This is a genomic window from Streptomyces pinistramenti, from assembly GCF_020564935.1.
GTDB lineage: Bacteria > Actinomycetota > Actinomycetes > Streptomycetales > Streptomycetaceae > Streptomyces > Streptomyces pinistramenti.
This window is the reverse complement of the sequence record NZ_JAJCXB010000080.1, coordinates 1-23335: the sequence shown is the minus strand read 5'-3', so window position 1 is coordinate 23335 and position 23335 is coordinate 1. Positions and strand designations below refer to the sequence as shown.

Genomic DNA, 23335 nt, shown 5'->3' with positions numbered 1-23335 from the left:
GTCATCGGCGACGAGCCGCTCCACGACGTCCATGTCCGGGCCTTCGGCGGTCATCGGCACGGGGATCATGTCGATCCCGAACCGCTCGCAGAGCGCGAAGTGCCGGTCGTAGCCGGGCACCGGGCACCGCCGGAGTGGCCCTGGCTAGGCGGGGGGAGTGGCCGGCCTGATCTCCGGCCTGCGGCTGTCCGGCAGGCCGGTGGCTGCGAACACGCTCAGGACCTGCTGTACGGCGGCGTCCGGGCCATCCGGGCGGTGGACGGCTGCGACCGCGGTTTCCAGGTGGGGAGAGTCGCCACGCAGCGGGCGGTAGGTCACACCGGGAATCCCCAGTGAGCGCACCTGCTCGGGGGCGAGCGCCAGGCACAGGCCGGCGGCGACATAGCTGAGCAGCCCCGGCAGGTCGTCTGCCTGGCCCAGTGCCCGGGGGGTGAAGCCGGCCTGAGCGCAGGCGAGCGTGACCTGCTGGGCGAGCCCGGGGAGGGCGCCGGGTTTGGGGACCGCGAATTCCTGCTCGGAGAGCTCGCGCAGATCGAGGGAGGGCTTGGCGGTGAGCGGGTGGTGTTCGGGGAGGACCGCGACCAGCCGTTCCACACCGATGTGCCGGACGGTCAGGCGTTCCGTGCCGCTGACCGGGAGACGGACCAGGGCGAGGTCGAGCGTCCCGGTGCGGAGCATGTCGACCAGCTCCGCGGAGGGGCGCTGGGTCAGGTGCAGCCGCAGACCGGGCAGCTGTGCGTGGGAGCGGCGCAGCAGGCGCGGCAGGAAGTCGAAGCCGAGGCTGCTGATGAACCCGAGCCGGAGCTCGCCCTCGTGGCCGCTCGCGATCCGCCGGGCCCGGTCGACGGCGGCGGCCTGTGCTTCGAGCAGCCGCCGGGCGTCTTCGGCGAACGCGCGGCCGGCCGGGGTGAGCCGTGCGCCGCGCGAGGTCCGTTCGAAGAGGGCGACTTCGAGGCCGCTCTCCAGCCGCTGGATCGCCTGGCTGAGCGGCGGCTGCCGCATGGTGAGCCGCTCGGCGGCGCGGCCGAAGTGCTGTTCCTCGGCCAGCACGACGAACTGCTGGAGGATGCGCTGGGTCAGTTCCATATGGCAAAGCATATGGAACAAGGGGGAAAGAAGTATTGGACGATATGGAGCGAGGGGGATTTGACTGGCTGTCAATGGTCCGGTGCGCGAAGCCGGCCCCGAGGGAAATCGGAGACGTGCCATGTCGGCAGGACAGAAAGAGACCGGTGGCGTGGGACCGCTGAACGGCGTGCGGGTGGTCGAGCTGGCGGGCGTGATCATGGGCCCTTACGCGGCGCAGCAGCTCGGGGATCTCGGGGCGGATGTGATCAAGGTCGAACCGCCGGCCGGTGACGTGACCCGCCACTACCCGCCGACCCGCAGTCCCGGTATGGGCGCGGCGGCGCTCAACCTCAACCGCAACAAGCGCAGCGCCGCGATCGACCTCAAAGCCCCGGGCGGCCGCGACGCGCTGCTCGCCCTGACCGCGACGGCGGACGTGTTCATCACCAACATCCGCCCGCAGGCTCTTGCGCGACTCGGCCTGGGCTACGAGGACGTGGCGGCCGTCAACTCCGGCCTGGTCTACCTGAACGCCCAGGGCTTCCGCAGCGACTCCCCGCTCGGCGGACGCGCGGCCTATGACGACATCGTGCAGGCGGCCACCGGCCTGGTGTGGCTGAACGAACAGGTCAGCGGCGTACCGTACTTCGTCCCCACCGTGGTCGCCGACAAGGTGTGCGGTCTGGTGATCGTGCAGTCGGTGCTCGCCGCGCTCCACCATCGTGACCGCACCGGCCAGGGGCAGCACGTCGAGGTCCCGATGGCCGACACCATGCTGGCCTTCAATCTGGTCGAGCACCTGGCAGCGGCGACCCTCGACCCGCCGGAAGGTCCGATCGGCTACTCGCGGGCGCTCAGCTCCCAGCGCAAAGCCTCACGCACGGCGGACGGCTGGATGTGCATCCTGCCCTACAGCGACCGCAACTGGCGTGACTACTTCACCTTCGTCGGCCGCCCGGAACTCGCCGACGAGCCGCGCTTCGGTTCGCTCGGTGCCCGCGCCCGCAACGCCGACGAACTCTACGCACTGGCAGGCGAGTTCTCGGCCCTGCACACCAGTGCCGAATGGCAGGAGTTCTGCGACTCGGCCAGCATTCCCGCGGCCCCGGTGCTGAGCCTGGACGAGGCCGCCGCCGGCGACTACGCCACCGAAGGCGGCCTGCTCCAGGCAGCCGAGCACCCCACCGAGGGCAGTTACCACCTCATCGGCCAGCCCGTGCGCTTCTCGGCCACTCCGGCCGGCCTGCACCGACACTGCCCGCGGATCGGCGAGCACACCGAGGAGGTGTTCGCCGAGATCGGCCACCGCCCGTCCGCATGAGCCCGCACCACCCGGAATCGAGGAAACCATGAGCGAGCAGGAACCGCTGCGCGTCGAGCACCGGCCCCACGGTGTCACCGTGCTCACCTTCGACAACCCCGACAAACGCAATCCGATGACCAGGCGGCTGACCGCGCAGTGGCAGCGCACCATGAGGTCCCTGCACGAGACCCCCGGCCTGCGCGCCGTCGTGGTCACCGGCACCGGCCCCGCGTTCTGCTCGGGAGCCGACCTCGCAGAGCTCGCCGACCGGCACGGTCAGGGCCTCCCCGGCGCTCGGGCCCACCTGTCGGCCTTCTACCGGACGTGGCTGGCCATCCGGGATCTGCCCGTCCCCACCGTGGCGGCCGTCAACGGCCACGCGGTGGGCGCAGGACTGGCCCTGGCCCTCGCCTGCGACCTGCGCTATGCCGCCGAGGGGGCGAAGCTGGGCGCGCCGTTCGTCCGGCTCGGCCTGCACCCGGGGATGGCCACCACCGCACTGCTCGCCGAGGCCGTCGGAGTGCCGCGCGCACGGGAACTGCTGCTGACCGGACGGCTGGTGAGCGGCACACGAGCCGCGGCCATGGGCATGGTGCACGAGGCATTGCCCGCCGATCAGGTCCTCCGGGCCGCGCTCGGCGTGGCCGACGAGATAGCCGCCGCCGCCCCGCTGGCGGTCCGGCTGACCAAGAGCGCCCTGGCCCAGGGGCAGCCCACCGTCGAACAGGCGCTGACCTGGGAGGCCCTCGCACAGCCGGTGACGACCACCACGGACGACTTCCGCGAGGGCGTCCAGGCCCGCCAGGAGCACCGCCCCCCGCACTTCACGGGTGCCTGACCGCCGACCGCTCATGCACCACTACCTGTGAGGAGTATCCGAATGACTCTCTCCACCCTCATCACCGGGGCCGTGCAACTGCCCCCCGAAACACGGCGATTGCGGCAGGAGGTGCGCGACTTCCTCGATGCGGAGCGCGCTGCCGGCACCATCCTGGGCCGGCCCGACTCCTGGCTGACCGGCTGGGATCCCGCGTTCACCCGCCGCCTCGCAGAGCGCGGCTGGGTCGGCATGGCCCTGCCACGGACGTACGGCGGCGGCGGGCGTGGCAACCTCGAACGCTATGTCGTCATCGAGGAACTGCTGGCGGCCGGTGCTCCGGTCTCGGCCCACTGGGTCGCCGACCGTCAGGCCGGACCCTCCATACTGCGGCACGGCACCGAGGAGCAGCGGCGCCGCTTCCTGCCCAGGATCGCCGCCGGCGAGTGCTTCTTCTCGATCGGAATGAGCGAGCAGAACAGCGGTTCGGACCTGGCCTCGGTGCAGACCCGGGCGGAGCGGACCGACGGCGGCTGGCGGCTGACCGGTACCAAGATGTGGACGGGCGGCGCGCACATCAACGACTACGCGATCGTGCTCGCCCGCACCGAAGAGGCCGAGGACCGCCACGCCGGGCTGAGTCAGTTCATCGTCGACCTGCGCGATCCGCACGTCCGGGTCGAGCCGATCCGTCTGCTCAGCGGTGAGCACACCTTCAACTACTTCCACCTGGAAGGCGTCGAGCTCGCCGCCGACGCGCTGCTCGGCCGCCCCGGTGACGGCTGGCAGCAGGTCACCGGGGAACTGGCACTCGAACGCAGCGGGCCGGAGCGCTTCCTGTCCACGCTGCCGCTCCTGATCGCGCTCGTGCGGCAGTTGCAGCGGACCGGATGCAGCCCGGACCAGCACGCCCGCGTGGGCCGTCTCACCGCGCGCTTGTCCTCGATCCGGCAGTTGTCGCTGGGCGTGGCCGCCGCCCTGGAGGCCGGCCGGCCGGCCGACGTGCAAGCCGCACTGGTCAAGGACCTCGGAACCCGCTTCGAGGGCGAACTCGTCAACGAGGTCCGCGAGATCCTGCCGGTCGCCGCCCGCTTCGACGCCACGCGCGGCAGCTTCCCCGAACTGCTCGCCGCGGCGATCCTGCACTCGCCGGGGTACACGCTGCGCGGCGGCACCAACGAAATCCTGCGTGGCATCATCACCCGAGGTCTGGAGCTGTCCTCATGAGCGCCGAATCCCTCTTCACGCGCGCCGCCGCCGTGCTGGCCGGACCGCATGAGAGCAACGCCCGGGAGTGGCCCGCCGAATCCGCCCGGTCGGTGTGGCGCGCGCTGCGCGATGCCGATGCCCTGCCGCCGCTCGACACGGACCCGGCCGTCCTGGTGGCTCTGGCGTGCGAGGCCGGCTACCGCAGCACCTGGGCCCCGCTTGCCGAGACGCTGCTCGTCGCGCGCCCGCTGCTGGCCGCGGCCGGTCTCGCCGTCCCGGACGGGCCGCTCACGGTGGCCTCCGGTCCGCTCGACGTACGGTTCACCCACGTGAACACGGACAGCAAGGTCGGACCTCTGGGCGCGTGCGGCACCGACGACGCGGTGCGCGTCAGCGGCACCCTGAGCCGTGTGCCGTGGGCCCGCGCCGCCGACGCCGTGGCCGTACTGACCGAGGGGCCGTCCGGAGGGCCGGTGCTCCTCCTCCTCGAAACCGCCGAGTGCCGGCAGGTCGAGGGCGTCAACCTGGCGGGCGAGCCCAGGGACGAACTCGTCCTGGTCGACGTGGCCGTCCCTGCCGAGCGGGTTCGCCGGGTTCCGGCCGCACTGGTCCGGGAGGCGGAGTGGCGTTCCGGCCTGGCACGGGCCGCCCTGATCGCCGGCGCGGCGCGCGGCTGCGTCGAACTGACGGTGGCCCATACCGCATCTCGCGTGCAGTTCGGCCGCCCGCTGAGCCACTTTCAGGCGGTCAAGCAGGAGGAGGCCAAGCTGGTCGAGGAGGCGGCCCTGATCGCGGCGGCCGTCGAGGCGGCGGGCACCGCCCTGGCCGATCCGGACGCCGCCGAGTTCGCCGGCTGGATCGCCGCCGCGCAGGCTTCCGCCTCGGTGGCCGAGATCACCCGTATCGCCCACCAGCTTCAGGGCGCGATCGGTTTCACCGAACTCAGCCCGCTCCACCTGTCCACCACCCGCCTGTGGTCCTGGCGCGACGAGGACGGCGATGAACAGGTCTGGTACCGGCGGGTCGGGCGGCGTGTGGTGGAAGGCGACAGCGACCGGCTGTGGCCGCTGGTGACCGGCAGCTGACCCGGCCGCCCACCCACATCGGGCCGGCTGTGGAGCCGTCAGCGAACGGTGGGCGAGCCACGTCGGCCCCTCGGGTGTGTCCGATGGGCCGACGTGGGCCCGGCCCATCGGACACCCAGGACCTAGACCTCCCGGATGCCCCGCCCCGCCCACGCGGGCGCCGGTGCGACGAGCCCGGCGAGGCGGGACCGCGCCGTGCCGGGCAGCGGCGCCGCTCGCCCGGCGCCCTGGTCGACGTGCAGCGCGAACAGCTCCTCGGTGGCCACCGGATCGCCGTCGGGGTCACCCACGAACATCTCGTGCAGGAACCGCACCTTCTTCGCGTCTGCCCCCAACACCGTGGTGCGGACGGTCAGTTCGCTGCCGCGCGCCACCTCGTCGAGATAGCGGACGTGGGCCTCGACCGTGTAGAGCGAGCACCCGGTGCGGGCGCGGTAGCCGGCGTCCAGGCCCGCGTCCGCCATCAGCGCGTCCGTCGCGAAGCCGAAGACCAGGACGTAGTACGCCTCGCTCAGGTGGCCGTTGTAGTCGATCCAGTCGTCCTGGACCGTCTGCCGGAAGAGGGGAAGCGGAGCCGTCATCGCGCGGTGCCTCCCAGGCGGCCGGTGGCCCGCAGCACGTCGATGACGCCCTGGTCACGCTCGGCGACCAGATCCGCGTACGTACGGTCGCCGGCCGCCTCCTCGCAGCCGTCGACCATGGCGTCCCGCAGCTTCCGGTCCAGCTCGGGGGCCTCCAGGCGGGTCCACGGCGACTTCAGCGACGGGCCGAAGTGGTCGAGCATGTGCGCCATCCCGCCCTCGCCGCCGGCCAGCGCGAAGGTCAGGCAGGGGCCCATGAACGCCCAGCGCAGCCCGGGGCCCTCGGTGATCGACGCGTCGATGTCCTCGACGGACGCCTCGCCGTTGGCGACCATGTGCAGCGCCTCGCGCCACAGCGCCTCCTGGAGGCGGTTGGCGATGAAGCCGGGCAGCTCACGGTCCATGGTGATGACGGACTTGCCGGCCACGTCGTAGAAGCGGGAGGACCACGCCACCGCGTCCGCGCCGGTCCGCTCGCCGCCGACGACCTCGACCAGCGGGATGAGGTACGGCGGGTTGAAGGGGTGGCCGACGACGAGCCGGGACGGGGTGGCGGCGTCCGTCTGCATGTCGGTCATCGGGTAGCCGGACGTGGAGGAGGCGATCACCACGCCGGGCGGGGTCGCGGCGTCCAGCTCGGCGAGCAGCGAACGCTTCAACTCCAGCTTCTCCGGGGCGCTTTCCTGGACGAACTGTGCGTCGGCGACCGCTTCGGCGAGGGTCGGCGCGACGGTCAGCCGGTCCTGCGAGGCGCCGTCGGCGAGGCCGATCTGCTCCAGTGCGGGCCAGGCGGCGGCGACCAGACGGCGCAGCTTCTCCTCGGCGTCGGCGGCCGGATCCCAGGCGGTGACGTCGTAGCCGCGGGCGAGGAAGTGTGCCACCCAGCCGCCGCCGATGACGCCGGCGCCGATGCAGGCGATGCGGCGGACGTCCTCGGGGGCGCAGGGTGCGGGGGTGGTGTCGGACATGCGGCGGAACTCCAAGTCAGAGGATGCGGTGGGCGGTTGAGGTCAGCCGCGGGGCTTGAGGCCGAGCCGGGCGCGGGCCTGGTCGGGGGTGGCGACCGATGCGCCCAGCAGCTCGGTGATCTGCACGGCGCGTTCGACCAGCTGGCCGTTGGTCGCCTTGACGCCCTTGCTCAGGTAGAGGTTGTCCTCCAGGCCGACCCGGACGTTGCCGCCGAGCAGGATCGACTGCGCCACCCACGGCATCTGCATCCGGCCCAGCGCGAAGCTCGCCCACTGCGCGCCGTCGGGCAGCATGTTGACCATCGACTGGAGCACACCGGGGTCGGCGGGAGCACCCCACGGGACGCCCATGCACAGCTGGAAGACGGTCGGGTCGTCCAGCAGTCCCTCGGCCAGCAACTGCTTGGCGAACCACAGCTGGCCGGTGTCGAAGATCTCCAGCTCGGGCCGTACGCCCAGGTCCTGGATGCGCTTGGCGCCGGCCCGCAGCATGTCGGGGGTGGAGACGTACAGGTTGGAGCCGTCGCCGAAGTTGAGCGAGCCACAGTCCAGCGTGCAGATGTCGGGCAGCAGCTCCTCGACGTGCGGCAGCCGCTCCAGGCCGCTGACGAGATCGGTGCCGGGCAGGCTGGTGAGCGGGTTCTCCGGGTCGATGACCAGGTCACCGCCCATGCCGGCGGTGAGGTTGATGATGACGTCGGTGCCGGTCTCCTTGACCCGCTCGACGACCTCCGCGTAGAGCCGCGGGTCACGCGAGGGCGCGCCGGTCTCGGGGTCGCGGACGTGGATGTGCACGACCGCGGCACCGGCGGACGCCGCCTCCACGGCCGACGTGGCGATCTGCTCCGGCGTCACGGGGACGTGCGGGGAGCGGCTGACGGTGTCGCCCGCGCCGGTGAGCGCGCAGGTGATGATGACCTCGTTGTTCACGGGGATTCCCTTCGGTGGTGGCCCGGTCGGGCGGGGGAGGGGCGGAGGGCGGAAGCGGGCCGGACGGGGCGCGCCGGGCCCGGAGGCGCGCACGCCACAGGCGTACGGGCCCGGGTGTGCGCCCCTCAAGGTCCTTCAGTCCGCGGCCAGTTCGCTCGTCACGAAGGCGAGCAGTGCGGCGTGCATGGTGTCCGGGGTCGTGCTGTCAGGCGCGGTGGCCAGTACCTGGGTGGCCAGGCCGTCGATCAGGGCGGTCAGCCGCAGCGCGGTGGACTCCGGTTCGACGGGGCGGAAGACGCCCTGGGTGATGCCGCGACGCAGCACGTCGGCGACGGTGGTGCGCCACTGCCGGTAGTAGTGCTCGTGCAGCCGGCCGACGGCGGTGGACCGGGCGGCCTGCGCCCACAGGTCCAGCCACACCAGCCACTGGCGTCGCTGCTGCGCGGTGCGCGGCGTCTGCAGCGCGATCAGGTGCAGCAGCTCCGCGCGGGCGTCGGTCGCCTCGGCCAGGCCCGCCGCGCGGCGGGCGGTGTCCTCGTCCATGCACCAGCGGACGGCGGCTTCCAGCAGCTCGTCGCGGCCGGGGAAGTGGTAGTGCACCGCGGCGGTGCTGGTGCCGCAGGCCGCGGCGATGTCGGCGACCCGCACCTCGTGAAAGCCGTGCTCGGCGATCAGCCGCACGGTCTCCCGCACGATCTGCAGCGGCCTGCCGCCCTCCGGGACGTGCACCGGGCCGCGGTCCTGCGGCGGCGCGGGACGCTCCGGCGAACCGAGCAGCCGGCCCGCGTCCACCCCCGCGATATCGGCGATCCGCACGATCTCGGCGACGGTGAACCGCCGGCTGCCACTCAGCGACCTGGACAGCTTCGAGGGGTCCATCACGATCCGGCGGGCGAACTCGCGGCGGCTGCAGCCGAGACCGTCGATCACCTGCCGGACACGTTCCGTGAGGGCGCCCGCCTCGTCGGCGACCCGGGCCCCGGGGTCTTCCTTCATGGTCCGGGACCGTAACAGCGTGTTGAGAACATCGCAACGCCCCAGGGTGCGTGAAGGGAGGAAAGTGCCTGTTCATGCCCTTTTTGTGGCCTGGTGTTGCGCATCAACTGATGAGCGAGTCAGGCGTGGGGCGACGGGGGTGCGAGAGGCGGCCGGGACTCCGCAAACCGGGCGTATGTGGCAAAGTGACGGCATGGCTGACCGGGGAGCGAAGCGTCCCACCGTGTCGGTGCCGGACGACTGGCCCGCCCACCCGGACCTGACCCTGGCCCTCAACGGCATGGGCGGCTTCGACTGGGACCTCGACAGCGGGCGACTGCACCTGGACCCGCCCGCACTTGAGCTGTTCGACATGCCACCCGACACCTACGACGACCGCCCCGCCACCCTCGCCGACCGCGTCCCGCCCACCGAAGCCGCCCGCCTCGACGCCCTCGTCGCCCGCGCCCTCAAGGACGGCAGCAACTCCTACGGCGCCTACTTCCGCATCCGCCACCGCGACGGCGCGCTGCACTGGGCCCACAGCCAGGGCAGCATCCGCAGGGACGCATCCGGCAGACCGCGCCGCATCATCGGCGTCGTCCGCGACGCGGGCGACGAATACACCCAGGCGGCCGAACGCCTCGCGGCCGACGAGGAACGCCGCCGGCACAACAGCGTCGTCGAGCGCACCACCGCCGCACTCGCCCACGCCAGAACCGTCCAGGACGTCATCGCCGTACTCGCCGACGAACAGGGCCTGAGCCGGCTCGGCGCCGAGAACATCATCCTCGGACTCGTCGAAGCCGGCCGGATCCGGCTGGTCTCCGAAGGCAAGGCGGGCAGTTTCATCCCCGACCACGGACTGACCCGCGTCGGCGACGAATTCCCGATGAGCGAGGTCGTCCGCACCCTCGCACCCCGCTTCATCGCCGACCGCGCCGAATTCGCCGCCTGCTACCCCCGCCTCTGGCCGGCCATCGAGCCGCTGAACATCGGCTCCGCCGCCTACCTCCCGCTGATCGCCCAGGGCCGCACGATCGGTGTCATCGGCCTCTTCTACCGCCGCGAGAGCGCCTTCCGCGACCAGGAACGCAACCTCCTGGTCGCCCTCGGCAGCAGCATCGCCCAGAGCCTGGCCCGCTCCATGCTCTACGACCAGGAACACGAACTCGCCGCCGGCCTCCAGAAGGCCATGCTGCCGCGCCGCATCCCCGGCGTCCCCGGCGCCCAGATCGCCGTCCGCTACCGCTCCGCCCGCCTCGGCCGCGACATCGGCGGCGACTGGTACGACGTGATCCCGCTGCCCGACGGACGGGTCGGCGCCGTCATCGGCGACGTCCAGGGCCACGACACCCAGGCCGCCGCCCTCATGGGCCAGCTGCGGATCGTGCTGCGTGCCTACGCCGCCGAAGGCCACTCACCGGCCACCGTCATGGCCCGCGCCTCCGCCTTCCTCAAAGAACTCGACACCGACCGCTTCGCCACCTGCGTCTACGTCGACGCCGACCTCAGCACCGGCGCCGCCCGCTTCGTCCGCGCCGGACACATCGACCCGCTGCTGCGGCACGCCGAAGGCATCTGCCGCAGACTCCCGGTCGCCGGCGGACTGCCCCTCGGCATCTCCGCCGAATTCACCCGTCTGGACTACCCCGTCACCACCGTGCACCTCGCGCCCGGTGACACCTTGCTGCTGTGCACCGACGGCCTCGTCGAAGTGCCGGGCACCGACATCGACGACGGACTGCGGCACCTGACCGCCGAAGTCCGGCACGGCCCCCAGGACGTCCAGCAACTCGCCGACCGGCTCTGCACACTGGCCGACCGGTGCCCCGGCGAGGACGACATGGCCTTCCTCCTGCTGCGCCGCGTCGGCGACCCGCACCATCAGATCGCCGGCCGCGTCCAGCGGCAGATCTCCCCCGCCGACCCCGAAGGACTCTCCGCAGCCCGGCACATGATCAGAGCCGCCGTACGCGCCTGGGGTGCCCGCGAACGCGCCGAAGAGATCGAGCTCGTCGCCGACGAACTGATCACCAACGCCCTGCTGCACACCGAAGGCCCCGCCATCGTCCACATGGAGATGCCCCACGGCGCCGAACGGCGGCTGCGCCTGGAGGTCGAGGACCCGTCCAGCAACCTCCCCAAGCGCCGTGAGCCCGGCGAAGCCGGCGTATCGGGACGCGGACTGCTGCTGGTGGACAGGCTGACCGACGTCTGGGGTGTGGAACCGCGCGGCAGCGGAAAATGCGTATGGTGCGAGTTCAACTGCCCCTGACCGGACAGGCCGTGCAGCCGGTCCGGCACGACGGGGGCCGGGCGCCGAGCAATCGGCACGGTCGAGTGAGGACGGCACTATGGCATCGCGGCCAGCTGAACAGCGCGTGGAAGCCCGCCAATTGGCAGCACACCTGGACGCCGAAGGGGTCCGGAACATCGCAGTGACCTGGATCGACAACGCGGGCATCGCACGCGTCAAAGCGGTCCCCACCGCCCGCATCGGCAACGCGGCAGAACGCGGCATCGGCATGTCCCCGGTCTTCGACGTGTTCACCTCCGACGACGCCATCACCGAATCCCCCCACCTCGGCGGACCCGACGGCGACCTGCGGCTCTTCCCCGTACTCGACCGCGTCACCGCACTCGCCGCGCAGCCCGGCTGGGCCTGGGCCCCCGCCGACCGCTACGACCAACTCGGCACGCCCCACCCCGCCTGCCAGCGGGACTTCGCCCGGCGGATGGCCGCCCGCGCCGCCGCCGCAGGAATCGGCCTGCGCATGGGCTTCGAAACCGAATGGGTCGTGGCCCGCACCCCGGAAGGCGGCGGACCGCACCCCACCGACCCGCACACCCCCCTCGATTACCCCTGCGCAGGCCCCGCCTACGGCATGACGCGCATCGTCGAACTCTCCGACTACCTCCGCGACATCACCGAAGCGCTCACCGTCCAGGGCATCGAGGTCCTCCAACTCCACCCCGAGTACTCCCCGGGCCAGTTCGAGGTGTCCACCGCCGCCGCCGACCCGGTACGCGCCGCCGACGACGTCGTCCTGGTCCGCGAGACCCTCCGCGCCGTCTCCGCACGCCACGGACTGCGCGCCTCCTTCGCCCCCTCCGTCGTCGCAGGACAGGTCGGCAACGGCTGCCACCTCCACCTCAGCCTGCACCGCGACGGCCACAGCCTGCACCGCACACCCGACGCCGCCCTGGGCCTGGCCCCCGACGCCGCCGCCTTCCTCGGCGGCATCCTCGCCGCCCTGCCCGCCCTGCTCGCCATCGGCTGCCCCTCACCCGCCAGTTACCTGCGTCTTCAGCCCTCCCAGTGGGCCGGCGTCTACCAGTGCTGGGGCGTCGAGAACCGCGAGGCGGCGCTGCGCCTGATCACCGGCGCCCCCGACGACCCGGACGGCGGCAACGCCGAGATCAAGACCTTCGACGCCGCCGCCAACCCCTACCTCGCCGTCGGCGCGGTCATCGCCGCCGGCCTGCACGGCATCGAAACCGGCACGCCGCTCCCCGATCCCGTCAGCGGCGACCCCGGCGCACTCGGCGTCCGCGAACGCAGCAGGCGCGGCATCGTCCGCCTCCCCGCCACCCTCACCGACGCCACCGACCACCTGGAGAAGTCCGCCGCCCTCCGCGACGCGATGGGCGAGGTGCTGCACGGCGCGGTACTCGCCGTACGCCGCGCCGAGGAAGCGCAGTTCGCCGGCAGCGAGGCCGACGAGATCGCCGCGGCCACCCGCTGGCGCTGGTGATGACGGCGGACACCCCAGGGCCCGCCGCCGCACCCGACGACGGCCTCCCGCCACTGGTGGACCACCATTGCCACGGTGTCATCCGGCACGCACCGAACCCCGCCGAATTCGCCGGATTCCTCACCGAATCGGACCGCCCGCCCGCCCCCGGCACCACCTTCTTCGACACCCAGACCGGCTTCGCCGTACGCCGCTGGTGCCCACCCCTGCTCGGCCTCCCGCCGCACTGCCCGCCCGACCGCTACCTCGCCCGCCGCCGCGAACTGGGCCCGGACGAGACCCGCCGCCGGCTGCTGGCCGCCACCGGCATCGGCGCCTACCTCCTCGACACCGGACTGCCCGGCAACCTCACAGGACCCGCCGAAACCGCAGCGGCCGGCGGCGGCACCGGACACGAAGTCGTCCGCCTGGAAACCCTCGCCGAACACGTCGCGGCCGGCACCCGGGACGCCGAGGAGTTCATCCACACCCTCGCCCGCGCCGTACGCAAGGCCGCCGAATACGCCGTCGCCTTCAAGACCGTCGCCGCCTACCGCCACGGCCTCGCCCTCGACCCCAGGCCGCCCTCCCACGACACCCTGCACACCGCGGCCCGTGACTGGCTGGCCGCAGGACCCGCCCGGCTCACCGACCCGGCCCTGCTGCGCCACCTCCTCCACCTCGCCGTCGCCACCGGCCGCCCCCTCCAACTCCACACCGGATTCGGCGATCCCGACCTGCGCCTCGACCACGCCGACCCCGCCCAGCTCACCGACTTCGTCCGCGCCACCACCGACACCGGCACCGACCTCGTCCTGCTGCACTGCTACCCGTACCACCGCCAGGCCGCCTACCTGGCGAGCGTCTTCCCGCACGTGTACGCCGACATCGGGCTGACCCTCACCCACACCGGACCACGCGCCACCGCCGTACTCGCCGAATTCCTGGAACTCGCCCCGTTCGGCAAACTCCTCTTCTCCACCGACGCCTACGGCCTGCCGGAGCTGTACACCGTCGGCAGCGCCCTGTTCCGCACCGCCCTGCACACCGTCCTCGGCGACTGGACCGCGTCGGGAGCCTGGTCGCAGGACGATGCCCGCCGCGTCGGCGCCATGATCGCGGCGGGCAACTCCCGCCGCGTGTACGGCCTCACGGGCGGCTGACCGACCGCAGGCCACCCGGAAGAACGCGCGGCACCCCCGTGCTTTACTTCCGCGTGCCTCCTACACCCACATCCACGAAGGGCTCCGCGCCCCCGCGCCCCCGCATATTCGCCGACCTGACCCCGCTGCGCAGCTCACCGGACTACCGCAGGCTGTGGTGCGGCAACACCGTCTCCTGGATGGGCCAGCAGATGACCGCCCTCGCGGTCTCCCTCCAGGTCTACTCCCTCACCCGGTCCACCTTCGCCGTCGGCCTGGTGGGCCTGTGCTCCCTCGTACCGCTCGTCGTCTTCGGGCTCTACGGCGGCGCCATCGCCGACACCGTCGACCGCCGCAAACTCGGCCTCTACAGCGCCGCAGGCGCCACCGTCATGTCCGTCGTACTGGCCGCCGCCGCGCTCGCGCACTACCGGCATGTCTGGCTGCTCTACTGCGTCGTCGCCCTCCAGGCCGTCTGCTTCGCGATGAACTCGCCCGCCCGTACGTCGATGATCCCCAGGCTGCTGCCCACCGAACAGCTCCCGGCCGCCAACGCCCTCAGCTCGCTCACCAGCAACCTCGGCCTGATGGGCGGCCCCATGCTCGGCGGCGTCATCGTCGGCCTGTGGGGCTACCAGGCCGCGTACCTGATCGACGTGGCCGCCTTCAGCGCCTCCCTCTACGCGATGTGGCGACTGCCGGCCATGCGTCCCGACCACGGGGAAGGCGACGACGCCACAACGCCCCGCCGGGCCTCCGTCCTGGACGGGCTGCGTTTCCTCGCCACCCGGCCCAACCTGCGCATGACGTTCTTCACCGACCTGGCGGCCATGGTCCTCGCCCAGCCCCGCGCCCTCTTCCCCGCCATCGCGGCACTGTGGTTCGGAGGCGACGCCAAGACGGTCGGCCTGCTGGTCGCCGCGCCCGCCGTCGGCGCCGTACTCGGCGGGCTGTTCTCCGGCTGGCTGGGCGGCGTCCGCCGGCACGGCCTGGCCATCCTGATCGCCGTCGGCGCCTGGGGCGCGGCCATCGCCAGCTTCGGCCTCTCCCGCCACCTCTGGCCGGGACTGTTCTTCCTCGCCGTCGCCGGCTGCGCCGACACCGTCTCGATGGTCTTCCGCAGCACCATGCTCCAGGCCGCCACCCCCGACAAGATGCGCGGCCGCCTCCAGGGCGTCTTCATCGTCGTGGTCGCCGGCGGCCCCCGGCTCGGCGACTTCCTCGCCGGCTCCGCGGCCGACCTGACCTCGCCCGCCACCACGGTCATCGGCGGCGGCCTCGCCTGCGTCCTGGTGGTCACCGCCCTCGGCCTGGGCCGCCGCGCCTTCGCCCGCTACGACGCCCGGGATCCACAGCCGTGAGGGGGTGAACGCGGCACGCGCTGTCCCCCCACCCCCGAACCCCCCCCCGCCCCCTCCCCCGTAGGGGGAGAGGGGGAGGGGGCGGGGGAGCGCCATCGGCCGGGCCGCCGAGCCTCATGCCGCCATCCACGCGGCCGGCCCGCGCGCCTGCTCGCCCATCGGGCGTGCACAGGGCGGGAATTCGGGAGGGGGCGGCCGCGGCGCCGGCGAAAGCCCGCCGGGGCGCGGCTTCTTCACGGTCGTTCCGTCGGAGGTGCGCTATTCGGCGGACCGTTATTGGGGCGGGTGGTGCAGCAGGATGCGATGTCCGATTTCCGCGCCTGCGGCGAGCGGCCGTTCGCCGCGGGCCGGAGAGACGCGTGGAATGGCGATGGCCAAGGTTCGGTGAATGATTTGGTGTTCGAGTCAAGGCGGTGAAGGATTCCGCGTCCTGAGCGGGCACGCGTCGGCGCACGGCCGGAAGAAGGCGGGCGAGGGGCGGGCGTTGCTCGTGCAGAGGACGGCGCGAGTGCGCGCGCTGGTGTGCAGAGCGCCGGGTCGGGGCGTCAGGTGGGCAGCCGGAACGGGGAGTGTTCGGCCACCCCGGCGATGGCCGAACCGCAGTGGCGCGGATTCCGTGCCGCTGTGGGTGCTGCGGGGTGTGAGGCCGCGTTGCCGGAGCCGTCGGCGCAGGTGAGGGTGGTCGTCGTCCTTGTCGGCGTGGAGCGTGCCGGGGCGGTGCGGGGCGGGGGAGACGGGGCGGGAGGCATCGGTGCCGGGGCCTGCGCAAGAGGGGCCGCGGTCATCGCGGTGTCCGTCCGGTGCCGAGACGGCTGATTCTTTTCGCATGTGCTCGCACAATTAAAGGCGATCTTCCCTTGAATTCTGAAGTGCGCTAGCATCGTTCCGCTCGGCGACGCTTCATATGCGCAGTTCGCACGTCATAGCGCCGTCCGATGTCGACCTGATTCGGGACAGTGCCGCACAATTCGGATCCACAGTCAGGAGAATTACGGGTGAACCAGCTCTCGGACCGGTCGGGCGACGGGCAGCTGACCGTCACTGATCGCACGCGGCTGCGTCGCGGCCGGGAGAAAGTTCGTACCATGCGGGCTGATTTGGATGAGGTTCTCGCGGCAGGTTTTGTATGCCATCTCGGTGTCCTGGTCGACGGTGCCCCCATGGTCGTTCCCACGGTTTACGGAGTCGGTGACGACACCCTTTATCTGCATGGCTCCGTCGCGAGCCGCAGCCTGGTCGAGGCGCCGGATGCGCCGGTGTGCGTAACGGTCACGCAGGTGGACGGAATCGTGCTGGCACGTTCCGTCTTCGAGCACAGCATCAACTACCGGAGCGTCATGATCTATGGCGTTCCGCGAGTGGTCACCGACCCCGACGAAAAGCTGGCCGGCCTGCGCGCGGTGACCGAACAGTGCGCGCCGGGCCAGTGGGATTACGCGCGTCGGCCGAGCCGTAAGGAATCGGCCGCGACGACGCTGCTGGCGCTGAGCCTTTCGGAGGCTTCGGTGAAGGCGCGCACCGGACCGCCGGATGACGGTGACAGTCCTGACGGTGCAACGAACCGATGGGCCGGGGTGGTTCCGCTCGGTACGGTCAGGGGAATTCCGGAGCCGGATCCGTTGCTTTCTGCGGATATCGAGATGCCGCCGCATATCTCGGAGATGACCCGGGCAGGGGAGTGCGCCGATGTGGTCGGCGCACTCCCGATTGCCGAATCCGAGGGGTGAGCCGGCGTGAAAGGGGGAGGGGGAATCCCGTCATGCGGCGCTGGGGCAGGCGTCGCGGCTCGCCAGGCCGGACCGGTAGGCGAACGCCACGGCCTGCGCGCGGTCCCGGAGTCCGAGTTTCCGCAGCATGTGGGAGATGTGTGATTTGACGGTGGCTGAGCTGACCGCGAGCGATTCCGCGATGTCCGCCGTGGCCAGGCCGTCTGCCAGCAGGTTCAGCACCCGGCTCTCCCGGTCGGTGAGTGTGGCGAGCTTCGCCAGCACCGCCGTGTCCGGCACGACGGCTTGGTCGAGTGCGGCGCCGATGACCCGGTCGGCCACCGAAGGGGCGAGGTATGTCCCGCCGGCGGCGACGGCGTGGATGGCTGTCGTGATCATGGAGCGACTGCCGGATTTCTCCCCCAGGCCACGTGCGCCGAGCCGGAGCGCACCCACTGCGGATTCCAGATTCCACCGGTCGGCGAATGCCACGATGGGCAGTGTGGCGGCGGCCGCGGTTAATCCCCTTAATTCGTCGAGTATGCGGTCTGTTGCGGCCACGACTATGACATCGGGGCGCAGGTGTCTGATGACGCTGCTCAATTCCGTTGTGCGGTGGTCCGCTTCCGTCGCGACGAGATTCGATTCACCATTGATGAGCGAAGTGAAGCCGGCTCTGCTCAATTCGTTCTGGTCGAACACGATGATGCGCTTAACCTCGCCTTTGTCCCTTTTGAGGGTGTGACTGGCTGTGCAAATCGTCATGTTTGCGGCTCCCCAGGCGCGTGAGCAAATATCTGTGGTGCAGAATTCGCCCGGCGCCCTCTGAGGCTGTAGGGGTAAATACCGTGAGGGCCGGGACGCATTTACCGCTGATGCTGCCGATGGTCCGGTGTGCCAGCTCGTTCGGCGACGAAGATCACCCCCACGTGTACCCGCTCTGCGGCCTGCCCATGCGCACACCTGCGACAGTCTCGGAACACCATGCACCTCGCCCAGGGATCCCGGCCGAGTGGCTGGGGCGACTGCGGTGCCCCTGAATATTCCACACCGCTGTGGCAATACGCTAGATGCCTCACGGCGATGGATTGGTTGCGCCCTTCTTACTGTTTTGGTGGATTGTCTGAAGGTGGCGCGTCACGGGCCGGAGAATCTCGCGGGTGATCTGCGGATACGTCCGGATCTCCCCGGTATCGGGGCCGGGCCGGGAGAACGCTCCGTCATCACGGTCTCCGCGGAGCGTGCCGGAATCTCGGTCTCCGACTATCGGTGATCCGTCCGGCCGCTGACGAGGCCGAAGAAGCGGCGGGGGCGGGGGAGCCGGACTCCCGCTCCTGAACGACGGGCCGGCGATCGGACAGTCCACCGGATCACCGGCCGGGTGTCTTCGGCCGGTGCCCGACCCGTGGGCCGGAGGTTGCTGACGCGAACGGTCTGCCGGTGGCCGCCGGAGCCCGGCGCCGCTCACTCCTGGTGCACCGCCGTGGCCTCCTTGCCGTCCTCCTGCCCCGCGTCAGACGGGGCCGTCCGCCCGGCGGCCCGCCGTCGGGTCCAGCGCCGGTAGAGCAGGGCCAGCACCGCGATCAGCACCGGGATGAGGATGACGACGCCGCTGAACGGGACGAGCACCAGGCACAGCACGGTCCCGATGACGGCCAGCACCCGCCGGGTGCCGGTCAGCAGCCGCACCCCGGCCGCCATGGCGGCGACGAACGTCATGATGACGAGTGAGTTCGGCACGACCAGCAGCGTCTCAGGGCCCCAGTGCATGAAGTAGCTGACGACCAGTCCTGCCGTCGCGTAGCCGCCGACCGTGAGGACGGAAACCGCCGGGATGCCCCGCGGGCTCACCCGGGCCAGCGGGGCGGGGAACGCCCCGTCCCGGGCCAGCGCGTAGCCGAGCCGCGACGTGGTGGCGACGAAGGCGTTCGCCGTGCCCAGCGCGATCAGCATGGCGATCACGGCGGTCATCGTCCCGACCGGGCCGCCGACTCCGTTGGCCAGCAGCCGGGCGATGACGGTGTGGTTCACGTCGTCGGAGCCATAGGTCTTCGTGCCGATCGTCGCCACGACGACGCCGACGTACAGGAAGGTGATGATGCCGACGGCGATCACCGTGGAGCGCGGGACGTCCCGTACCGGATCGCGGAATTCCTCGGCGAGGTGGGTGATGGCCTCCCAGCCGAAGAAGGCGAAGAAGATGACGACGGCGACGCCGCCCACTTCGGACATGCCGTGCGGGGCGAACGGAGTCCAGTTCGCGGCGGTGAACCGGGGCACGGACACCACGAGGGCGGCCAGCAGCATGAGGGAGACGGTCGCGGCGAAGACGAGTTGCAGCCGGCCGCTGACCTTGATGCCGCGGAGGTTGGCGACCGTGGCGACGACCAGGATGCCCCCGGCGAAGAGGAACGTCGTGCCGCGCGAGAGGCCGAGGTAGGAAGCGCCGTAGTAGGCGCCGGTGAGCGCCACCAGGGTCTGCGCGGTGGCGGAGGCGATGAAGTAGAACCAGCCGGCCACGGTGCCGGCCGCGGAGCCGAATGCCTTGGTGACGAACGTCGCCACGCCGCCGGCGTCGGGGAAGCGGCTGGAGAGCGCCGCGAAGGTCAGGGCGAGCGGGATGCCCAGGGCGGCGTCGAAGACCCAGGCCACGATCGAGGCCGGTCCCGCGCGGGTGGCGCTGAGCGCGGGCAGGAGCAGCACGCCCGCGCCGACGATGGCACCCACGTACAGGGCGATGCCCTGCGTGACCGTGATGGTGCGGTGTAACGGCTGAGCCATCGTTCCTCCTCCAAGGCACTCCTCCAGGCAGAACTTAGGAGCCTGGCGGATGGGAAGTCAACACTTACAATGGACTATAAGAAGTGTCGCGAAACTCCGTGTGGGGGCAGCTCATGGACGCCACAAGCACCACACCACCACCCGAGGCCGCGCTGCTGCACTCCTTCCTCAACACCCTCGACCTGCGCACCTTCATCCGGTACGGAATCCAGCTCCACGGCGCCGACCGGCTGTCCACGCCACAGGCCCTGGCCGCCTGGCTGCACACCCAGGACCTGCTCCCCGCCGACTCCCCGGTGAGCGCGCGCGACCTCGCCCGCGCGCGCGGGCTGCGGGCGCAGCTGCGCGCCGCCCTGAGCCGCGACGAGGAGCCGGAAGCGGCGGACGGCGGCTCCCCGCAGGGCATCCGGCTGAGCTTCCGGCTCAGCGGGGTCCCGGGGGAGCCGCCGGGCCTCGTTCCGGCGGGAGCGGACGCGGAGGGCGCGCTGGGACGCCTCGCCCTGTGCGCCTCGCGCGCCGTCGCGTCGGGTGTCTGGGGGCGGCTGAAGATGTGCGAGGCGCCCGACTGCCACTGGGTCTTCTACGACAAGTCACGGCCAGGACGCGGCCGTTGGTGCTCGGCCGAGCTGTGCGGGAACCGCATGAAGACGCGTGCGTACCGCAGGCGGCACCGCTGACGGCAGGTCAGGCGGTGTCCCGTACCGCGCTGGCGAGCGTCCGCAGTCCCTCGTCCAGCTCCTCGGTGCCGATGGTCAGGGCGGGCATCAGCTTGACGACCTCGCTGTCCGGCCCCGAGGTCTCGGTCAGCAGGCCGAGCGCGAAGGCCCGCCGGCACACCTCGGTGGCCCGCCCCCGGTCGGCGAACTCCAGCCCCCAGACCATGCCACGGCCCCGATGCCGGGCGCCCGAAGCAGGGTGCTCCGCGCAGATCGCCGCGAGCGCCTGCTCGATCTGCTCGCCGCGGGCGGCGGTCTGCTTCTCCAGCTGCCCGTCGGCCCAGTACGCCCGCAGCGCCGCGGTGGCGGTGACGAAGGCCGGGTTGTTGCCGCGGAAGGTGCCGTTGTGCTCGCCCGGCGACCACACGTCCAGCTCCCGCCTGAAGAGGGTGAGCGCCATCGGCAGCCCGTAGCCGCTGATCGACTTGGAGAGCGTGACGATGTCCGGCACGATGCCGGCCGCTTCGAAGGAGAAGAAGCCGCCGGTGCGGCCGCAGCCCATCTGGATGTCGTCGACGATCAGCAGCATGTCGTGGCGCGCGCACAGATCGGCCAGCTCCCGCAGCCACTCCGGCCGGGCCACGTTGACCCCGCCCTCGCCCTGGACCGTCTCGACGATGACCGCCGCCGGGTGGTCGAACCCCGAGCCGCCGTCCGTCAGCATCCGCTCGAACCAGCGGAAGTCCGGGGCGCCGTCGTCGAGATACCGGTCGAACGGCATCGGGGTGGTGTGCACGAGCGGGATGCCGCCGCCGGCCCGCTTGAAGGCGTTGCCGGTCACCGCGAGCGCGCCCAGGGTCATGCCGTGGAAGGCGTTGGTGAAGGAGACCACCGGCGTGCGTCTCTTGATCTTGCGGGCCAGTTTCAGCGCCGACTCGACGGCGTTGGTTCCGGTCGGGCCCGGGAACATCACCTTGTACGGCAGGTCGCGCGGCCCGAGTACGACCTCCTGGAAGGTCTGGAGGAAGGCCCGTTTGGCCATGGTGGACATGTCCAGGCCGTGCGTGACGCCGTCCCGTTCGATGTAGTCGAGGAGGGCGCGCTTGAGCACCGGGTTGTTGTGGCCGTAGTTGAGGGTTCCGGCGCCGACGAAGAAGTCGAGGTAGCTGTGACCGTCCTCGTCGGTCATGCGGCTGCCCCGGGCACGGTCGAAGACGGTGGGCCAGGCACGGCAGTAGCTGCGCACCTCCGACTCCAGGGTCTCGAAGACGGTCAGATCTGGCGGAGTAATGGCCACGGCAGGCTCCTGGGCGATGAGAAGGGGGGTGTGGCGGTGCGGCCCAGCGCGCTTCGGCGGTTCATTCCGCCGCGCCCGTGGGACGGCTCTCGGGGGGTGCGAAGACCACCGCGACCCGGAGGTCTTCGGTGATGTCGGTGAACCGGTGCGGGACCTCTGCCGGTACGTAGACGATGGATCCGGGGCCGACCGGGCGGCTCGCGTCGCCCGCGTGGACGGTGGCGCGGCCGGCCAGCACGATGTACAACTCGTCCTCGGCGTGCGGCTGTTGCGGGTCCGTGCCGTCCACCGTCAGGCTGTAGAGGCCGACGCTCATGGTCGGGCCCCGCAGGAACTCCAGGTAGCGCTGCCCGGCCGCGTCCCCCCGCTTGACCAGTTGCTCGAACTCGTGGAACTCCGGACCGTCCTGCATGCCTGTCTCCTTCACATCCGCAGCGACAACTCACTGTGGAAACCGCTGACATGGTCGGAACGGACGGTATCGTGAGCCGCCGGGTAGAAGCCCTCGAAAAAGTCGACGTAATCGCCGCACAGGGCGCGCAGCACCGGCGCGATCTCGCGGCCCAGCTCCCCGGCGGCCTCCCGCACCCCCACCGCCGTCATCATCGTCGTCGGCGCCCCCGAGGCGAGCGTGGCGAGCACGCTCGCGAGCCGGCTGTGCCGCAGCGCCTCACGCACCTCACCGGTGACGGTCGCCGGATCGGCGACCCGGCCTGACTGCCACAGTATGAGGCGCACCGACCGGCAGCCGACCACCTTGCGGGGCGGCACCAGCTCCAACGGGGCGTCATCCAGGAAGCGTTCGGATCCGTTCAGCGGTGCCGTCCAGCGCGACAGATCCGCGTCGGGGCCCGGGGTGACCAGCGGCGCGTCCCCGCTGAGGTCCCAGGACCAGCACAGGATGTGCAGCGGCGTGCCGGGATCCGTGACGCTGCGCAGCATCACGCGGCTGCCCGGGGTGAGCTTCAACCGGGTGAGCTGCACGCCGCGTTCCTCGGTGGCCGAGGCGAACGTCAGGGGGACGGGCTGCAGGGCGCGGGTGACCTCGCGCAGGACGGTGAACGGCTGCGGCCCGGTCAGGCCGTACTCGTCGGCGGCCGGGCCGCTTGCGGTGGCCTCGAACTGGTCGAACCCGCCACGGGACAGCAGGGGCATGGGATTTCCTCCGGGGAGTGCGGGGAGCGCGGGCAGGGATCACGACAGGCCGGGCGGGTGGGCGCGGCCACGGTGCGCGGCGAGGACGGCGGAGCCCACGGCGACGCCCAGCACGGCCAGGGGGACGAGCACGGCCACGCCGAGGAAGGGCAGCAGCGGCAGGTACACGGCGACGGCGGCCACGCCGAGTGCGCGCCGCGCCCCGGTGGTGACGGCGACGGCCGCGCAGGCGGCGGTCAGGAACACGGCGCAGGCCATGGCGTTGGGCACGGCGAGCACATCGGTCGCGGCCAACGCCCCGCCGCGGACCAGGAGCACCCCGGCGGCCGCGACGGCTGCCACCGCGGCCGACGCCACCCCCACCGCGCGTGCGCTGTGGCCAGGGCCCGCGGTCAGGTGGGCGGCCAGCCGCGCGGCGGTGCGGACGTTGCGCGCGGCGAACACCGCGGCCGCGACCGCCAGCGCGGCGGCCGTCACCCGGCCGGGACTGCTGCCGCCCCGATCCGGCAGGGCGAGCCCGGCGACCGCACCGTCCGTGCCGGCCGACGGTGCGGCCAGCAGGAC

The 23335-nt window shown here is 71.8% G+C and carries 20 protein-coding genes and 2 pseudogenes; 10 read left to right on the top strand and 12 right to left on the bottom strand.

Going from position 1 to position 23335, the window contains the following annotated elements; all coding sequences use genetic code 11:
* Positions 1-126 (bottom strand): annotated as a pseudogene (locus tag LIU39_RS32080) (hypothetical protein); the annotation flags it as partial.
* An 18-nt stretch (positions 127-144) separates the two neighbouring features.
* Complete coding sequence (locus LIU39_RS32075; protein WP_227050465.1) at positions 145-1086, bottom strand: LysR family transcriptional regulator; 942 nt, start codon at positions 1084-1086, stop codon at positions 145-147.
* A 151-nt stretch (positions 1087-1237) separates the two neighbouring features.
* Between LIU39_RS32075 and LIU39_RS32070 the strand changes: the two genes are divergently transcribed.
* The 4 genes from LIU39_RS32070 to LIU39_RS32055 are packed head-to-tail and all read left to right on the top strand — an operon-like array spanning position 1238 to position 5482.
* Positions 1238-2389, top strand: a complete 1152-nt coding sequence (locus tag LIU39_RS32070) for a CaiB/BaiF CoA transferase family protein (protein WP_308409442.1) — start codon at positions 1238-1240, stop codon at positions 2387-2389.
* A 28-nt stretch (positions 2390-2417) separates the two neighbouring features.
* On the top strand, positions 2418-3209 hold the full coding sequence (locus LIU39_RS32065; RefSeq protein WP_227050463.1) for an enoyl-CoA hydratase/isomerase family protein: 792 nt from the start codon (positions 2418-2420) through the stop codon (positions 3207-3209).
* Positions 3210-3251: 42 nt separating this feature from the next.
* The gene (locus LIU39_RS32060; RefSeq protein ID WP_227050462.1) at positions 3252-4415 is read left to right on the top strand and encodes an acyl-CoA dehydrogenase family protein; all 1164 of its coding nucleotides are present in this window, start codon (positions 3252-3254) and stop codon (positions 4413-4415) included.
* Positions 4412-5482 carry an acyl-CoA dehydrogenase family protein gene (locus LIU39_RS32055; protein ID WP_227050461.1) on the top strand — a complete coding sequence of 357 codons (1071 nt, stop codon included), beginning with the start codon at positions 4412-4414 and terminating at the stop codon, positions 5480-5482. Before LIU39_RS32060 ends, LIU39_RS32055 begins: the two co-directional genes overlap by 4 nt.
* A gap of 122 nt (positions 5483-5604) precedes the next feature.
* Here LIU39_RS32055 and LIU39_RS32050 read toward each other — a convergent pair whose 3' ends face one another.
* From LIU39_RS32050 to LIU39_RS32035, 4 genes are all read right to left on the bottom strand, one after another.
* The gene (locus tag LIU39_RS32050; protein ID WP_227050460.1) at positions 5605-6063 is read right to left on the bottom strand and encodes a thioesterase family protein; all 459 of its coding nucleotides are present in this window, start codon (positions 6061-6063) and stop codon (positions 5605-5607) included.
* Positions 6060-7031 carry a 3-hydroxyacyl-CoA dehydrogenase NAD-binding domain-containing protein gene (locus LIU39_RS32045; RefSeq protein WP_227050459.1) on the bottom strand — a complete coding sequence of 324 codons (972 nt, stop codon included), beginning with the start codon at positions 7029-7031 and terminating at the stop codon, positions 6060-6062. Before LIU39_RS32045 ends, LIU39_RS32050 begins: the two co-directional genes overlap by 4 nt.
* A 42-nt stretch (positions 7032-7073) precedes the next feature.
* The gene (locus LIU39_RS32040) at positions 7074-7967 is read right to left on the bottom strand and encodes a beta-keto acid cleavage family enzyme (RefSeq protein ID WP_227050467.1); all 894 of its coding nucleotides are present in this window, start codon (positions 7965-7967) and stop codon (positions 7074-7076) included.
* 129 nt (positions 7968-8096) lie between these two features.
* Positions 8097-8957: a TetR/AcrR family transcriptional regulator gene (locus tag LIU39_RS32035; protein ID WP_227050458.1), complete on the bottom strand. Its 861-nt coding sequence runs from the start codon at positions 8955-8957 to the stop codon at positions 8097-8099.
* Positions 8958-9150: 193 nt separating this feature from the next.
* Here LIU39_RS32035 and LIU39_RS32030 point away from each other — a divergent pair, with 193 nt between their 5' ends.
* From LIU39_RS32030 to LIU39_RS32010, 5 genes are all read left to right on the top strand, one after another.
* On the top strand, positions 9151-11214 hold the full coding sequence (locus tag LIU39_RS32030) for a SpoIIE family protein phosphatase (protein ID WP_227050457.1): 2064 nt from the start codon (positions 9151-9153) through the stop codon (positions 11212-11214).
* A 79-nt stretch (positions 11215-11293) separates the two neighbouring features.
* Positions 11294-12694: a type I glutamate--ammonia ligase gene (locus LIU39_RS32025; protein WP_227050456.1), complete on the top strand. Its 1401-nt coding sequence runs from the start codon at positions 11294-11296 to the stop codon at positions 12692-12694.
* The gene (locus LIU39_RS32020) at positions 12694-13836 is read left to right on the top strand and encodes an amidohydrolase family protein (protein ID WP_227050455.1); all 1143 of its coding nucleotides are present in this window, start codon (positions 12694-12696) and stop codon (positions 13834-13836) included. The genes LIU39_RS32025 and LIU39_RS32020 overlap by 1 nt, the downstream gene beginning before the upstream one ends.
* A 53-nt stretch (positions 13837-13889) precedes the next feature.
* Positions 13890-15176: an MFS transporter gene (locus tag LIU39_RS32015; protein WP_227050454.1), complete on the top strand. Its 1287-nt coding sequence runs from the start codon at positions 13890-13892 to the stop codon at positions 15174-15176.
* Positions 15177-16171: 995 nt separating this feature from the next.
* Entirely contained in the window at positions 16172-16903 is a 732-nt protein-coding gene (locus LIU39_RS32010; protein ID WP_372464126.1) for a pyridoxamine 5'-phosphate oxidase family protein, read from the top strand.
* 30 nt (positions 16904-16933) lie between these two features.
* Here the strand turns inward: LIU39_RS32010 and LIU39_RS32005 are convergent, their stop codons facing one another.
* Both LIU39_RS32005 and LIU39_RS32000 read right to left on the bottom strand, forming a co-directional pair.
* Positions 16934-17647, bottom strand: coding sequence for a LuxR C-terminal-related transcriptional regulator (locus LIU39_RS32005; protein ID WP_227050453.1), 714 nt, complete (start codon positions 17645-17647; stop codon positions 16934-16936).
* A 699-nt stretch (positions 17648-18346) separates the two neighbouring features.
* Positions 18347-19663, bottom strand: a complete 1317-nt coding sequence (locus tag LIU39_RS32000; protein WP_227050452.1) for an APC family permease — start codon at positions 19661-19663, stop codon at positions 18347-18349.
* A gap of 113 nt (positions 19664-19776) precedes the next feature.
* On the opposite strand from LIU39_RS32000, the gene LIU39_RS31995 reads away from it, so the two are divergent.
* Positions 19777-20340, top strand: a complete 564-nt coding sequence (locus LIU39_RS31995) for a CGNR zinc finger domain-containing protein (protein WP_227050451.1) — start codon at positions 19777-19779, stop codon at positions 20338-20340.
* Positions 20341-20347: 7 nt separating this feature from the next.
* Here the strand turns inward: LIU39_RS31995 and ectB are convergent, their stop codons facing one another.
* The 4 genes and pseudogenes from ectB to LIU39_RS31975 all read right to left on the bottom strand — a co-directional run.
* Positions 20348-21616 (bottom strand): diaminobutyrate--2-oxoglutarate transaminase, encoded by a 1269-nt coding sequence (gene ectB / locus LIU39_RS31990; protein ID WP_227050450.1) that lies wholly within the window; start codon positions 21614-21616, stop codon positions 20348-20350.
* 61 nt (positions 21617-21677) lie between these two features.
* Positions 21678-22028 (bottom strand): cupin domain-containing protein, encoded by a 351-nt coding sequence (locus LIU39_RS31985; protein WP_227050449.1) that lies wholly within the window; start codon positions 22026-22028, stop codon positions 21678-21680.
* Positions 22029-22039: 11 nt separating this feature from the next.
* Positions 22040-22771 carry a hypothetical protein gene (locus LIU39_RS31980; protein ID WP_227050448.1) on the bottom strand — a complete coding sequence of 244 codons (732 nt, stop codon included), beginning with the start codon at positions 22769-22771 and terminating at the stop codon, positions 22040-22042.
* A gap of 39 nt (positions 22772-22810) precedes the next feature.
* Positions 22811-23335, bottom strand: a pseudogene (locus LIU39_RS31975) (hypothetical protein); the annotation flags it as partial.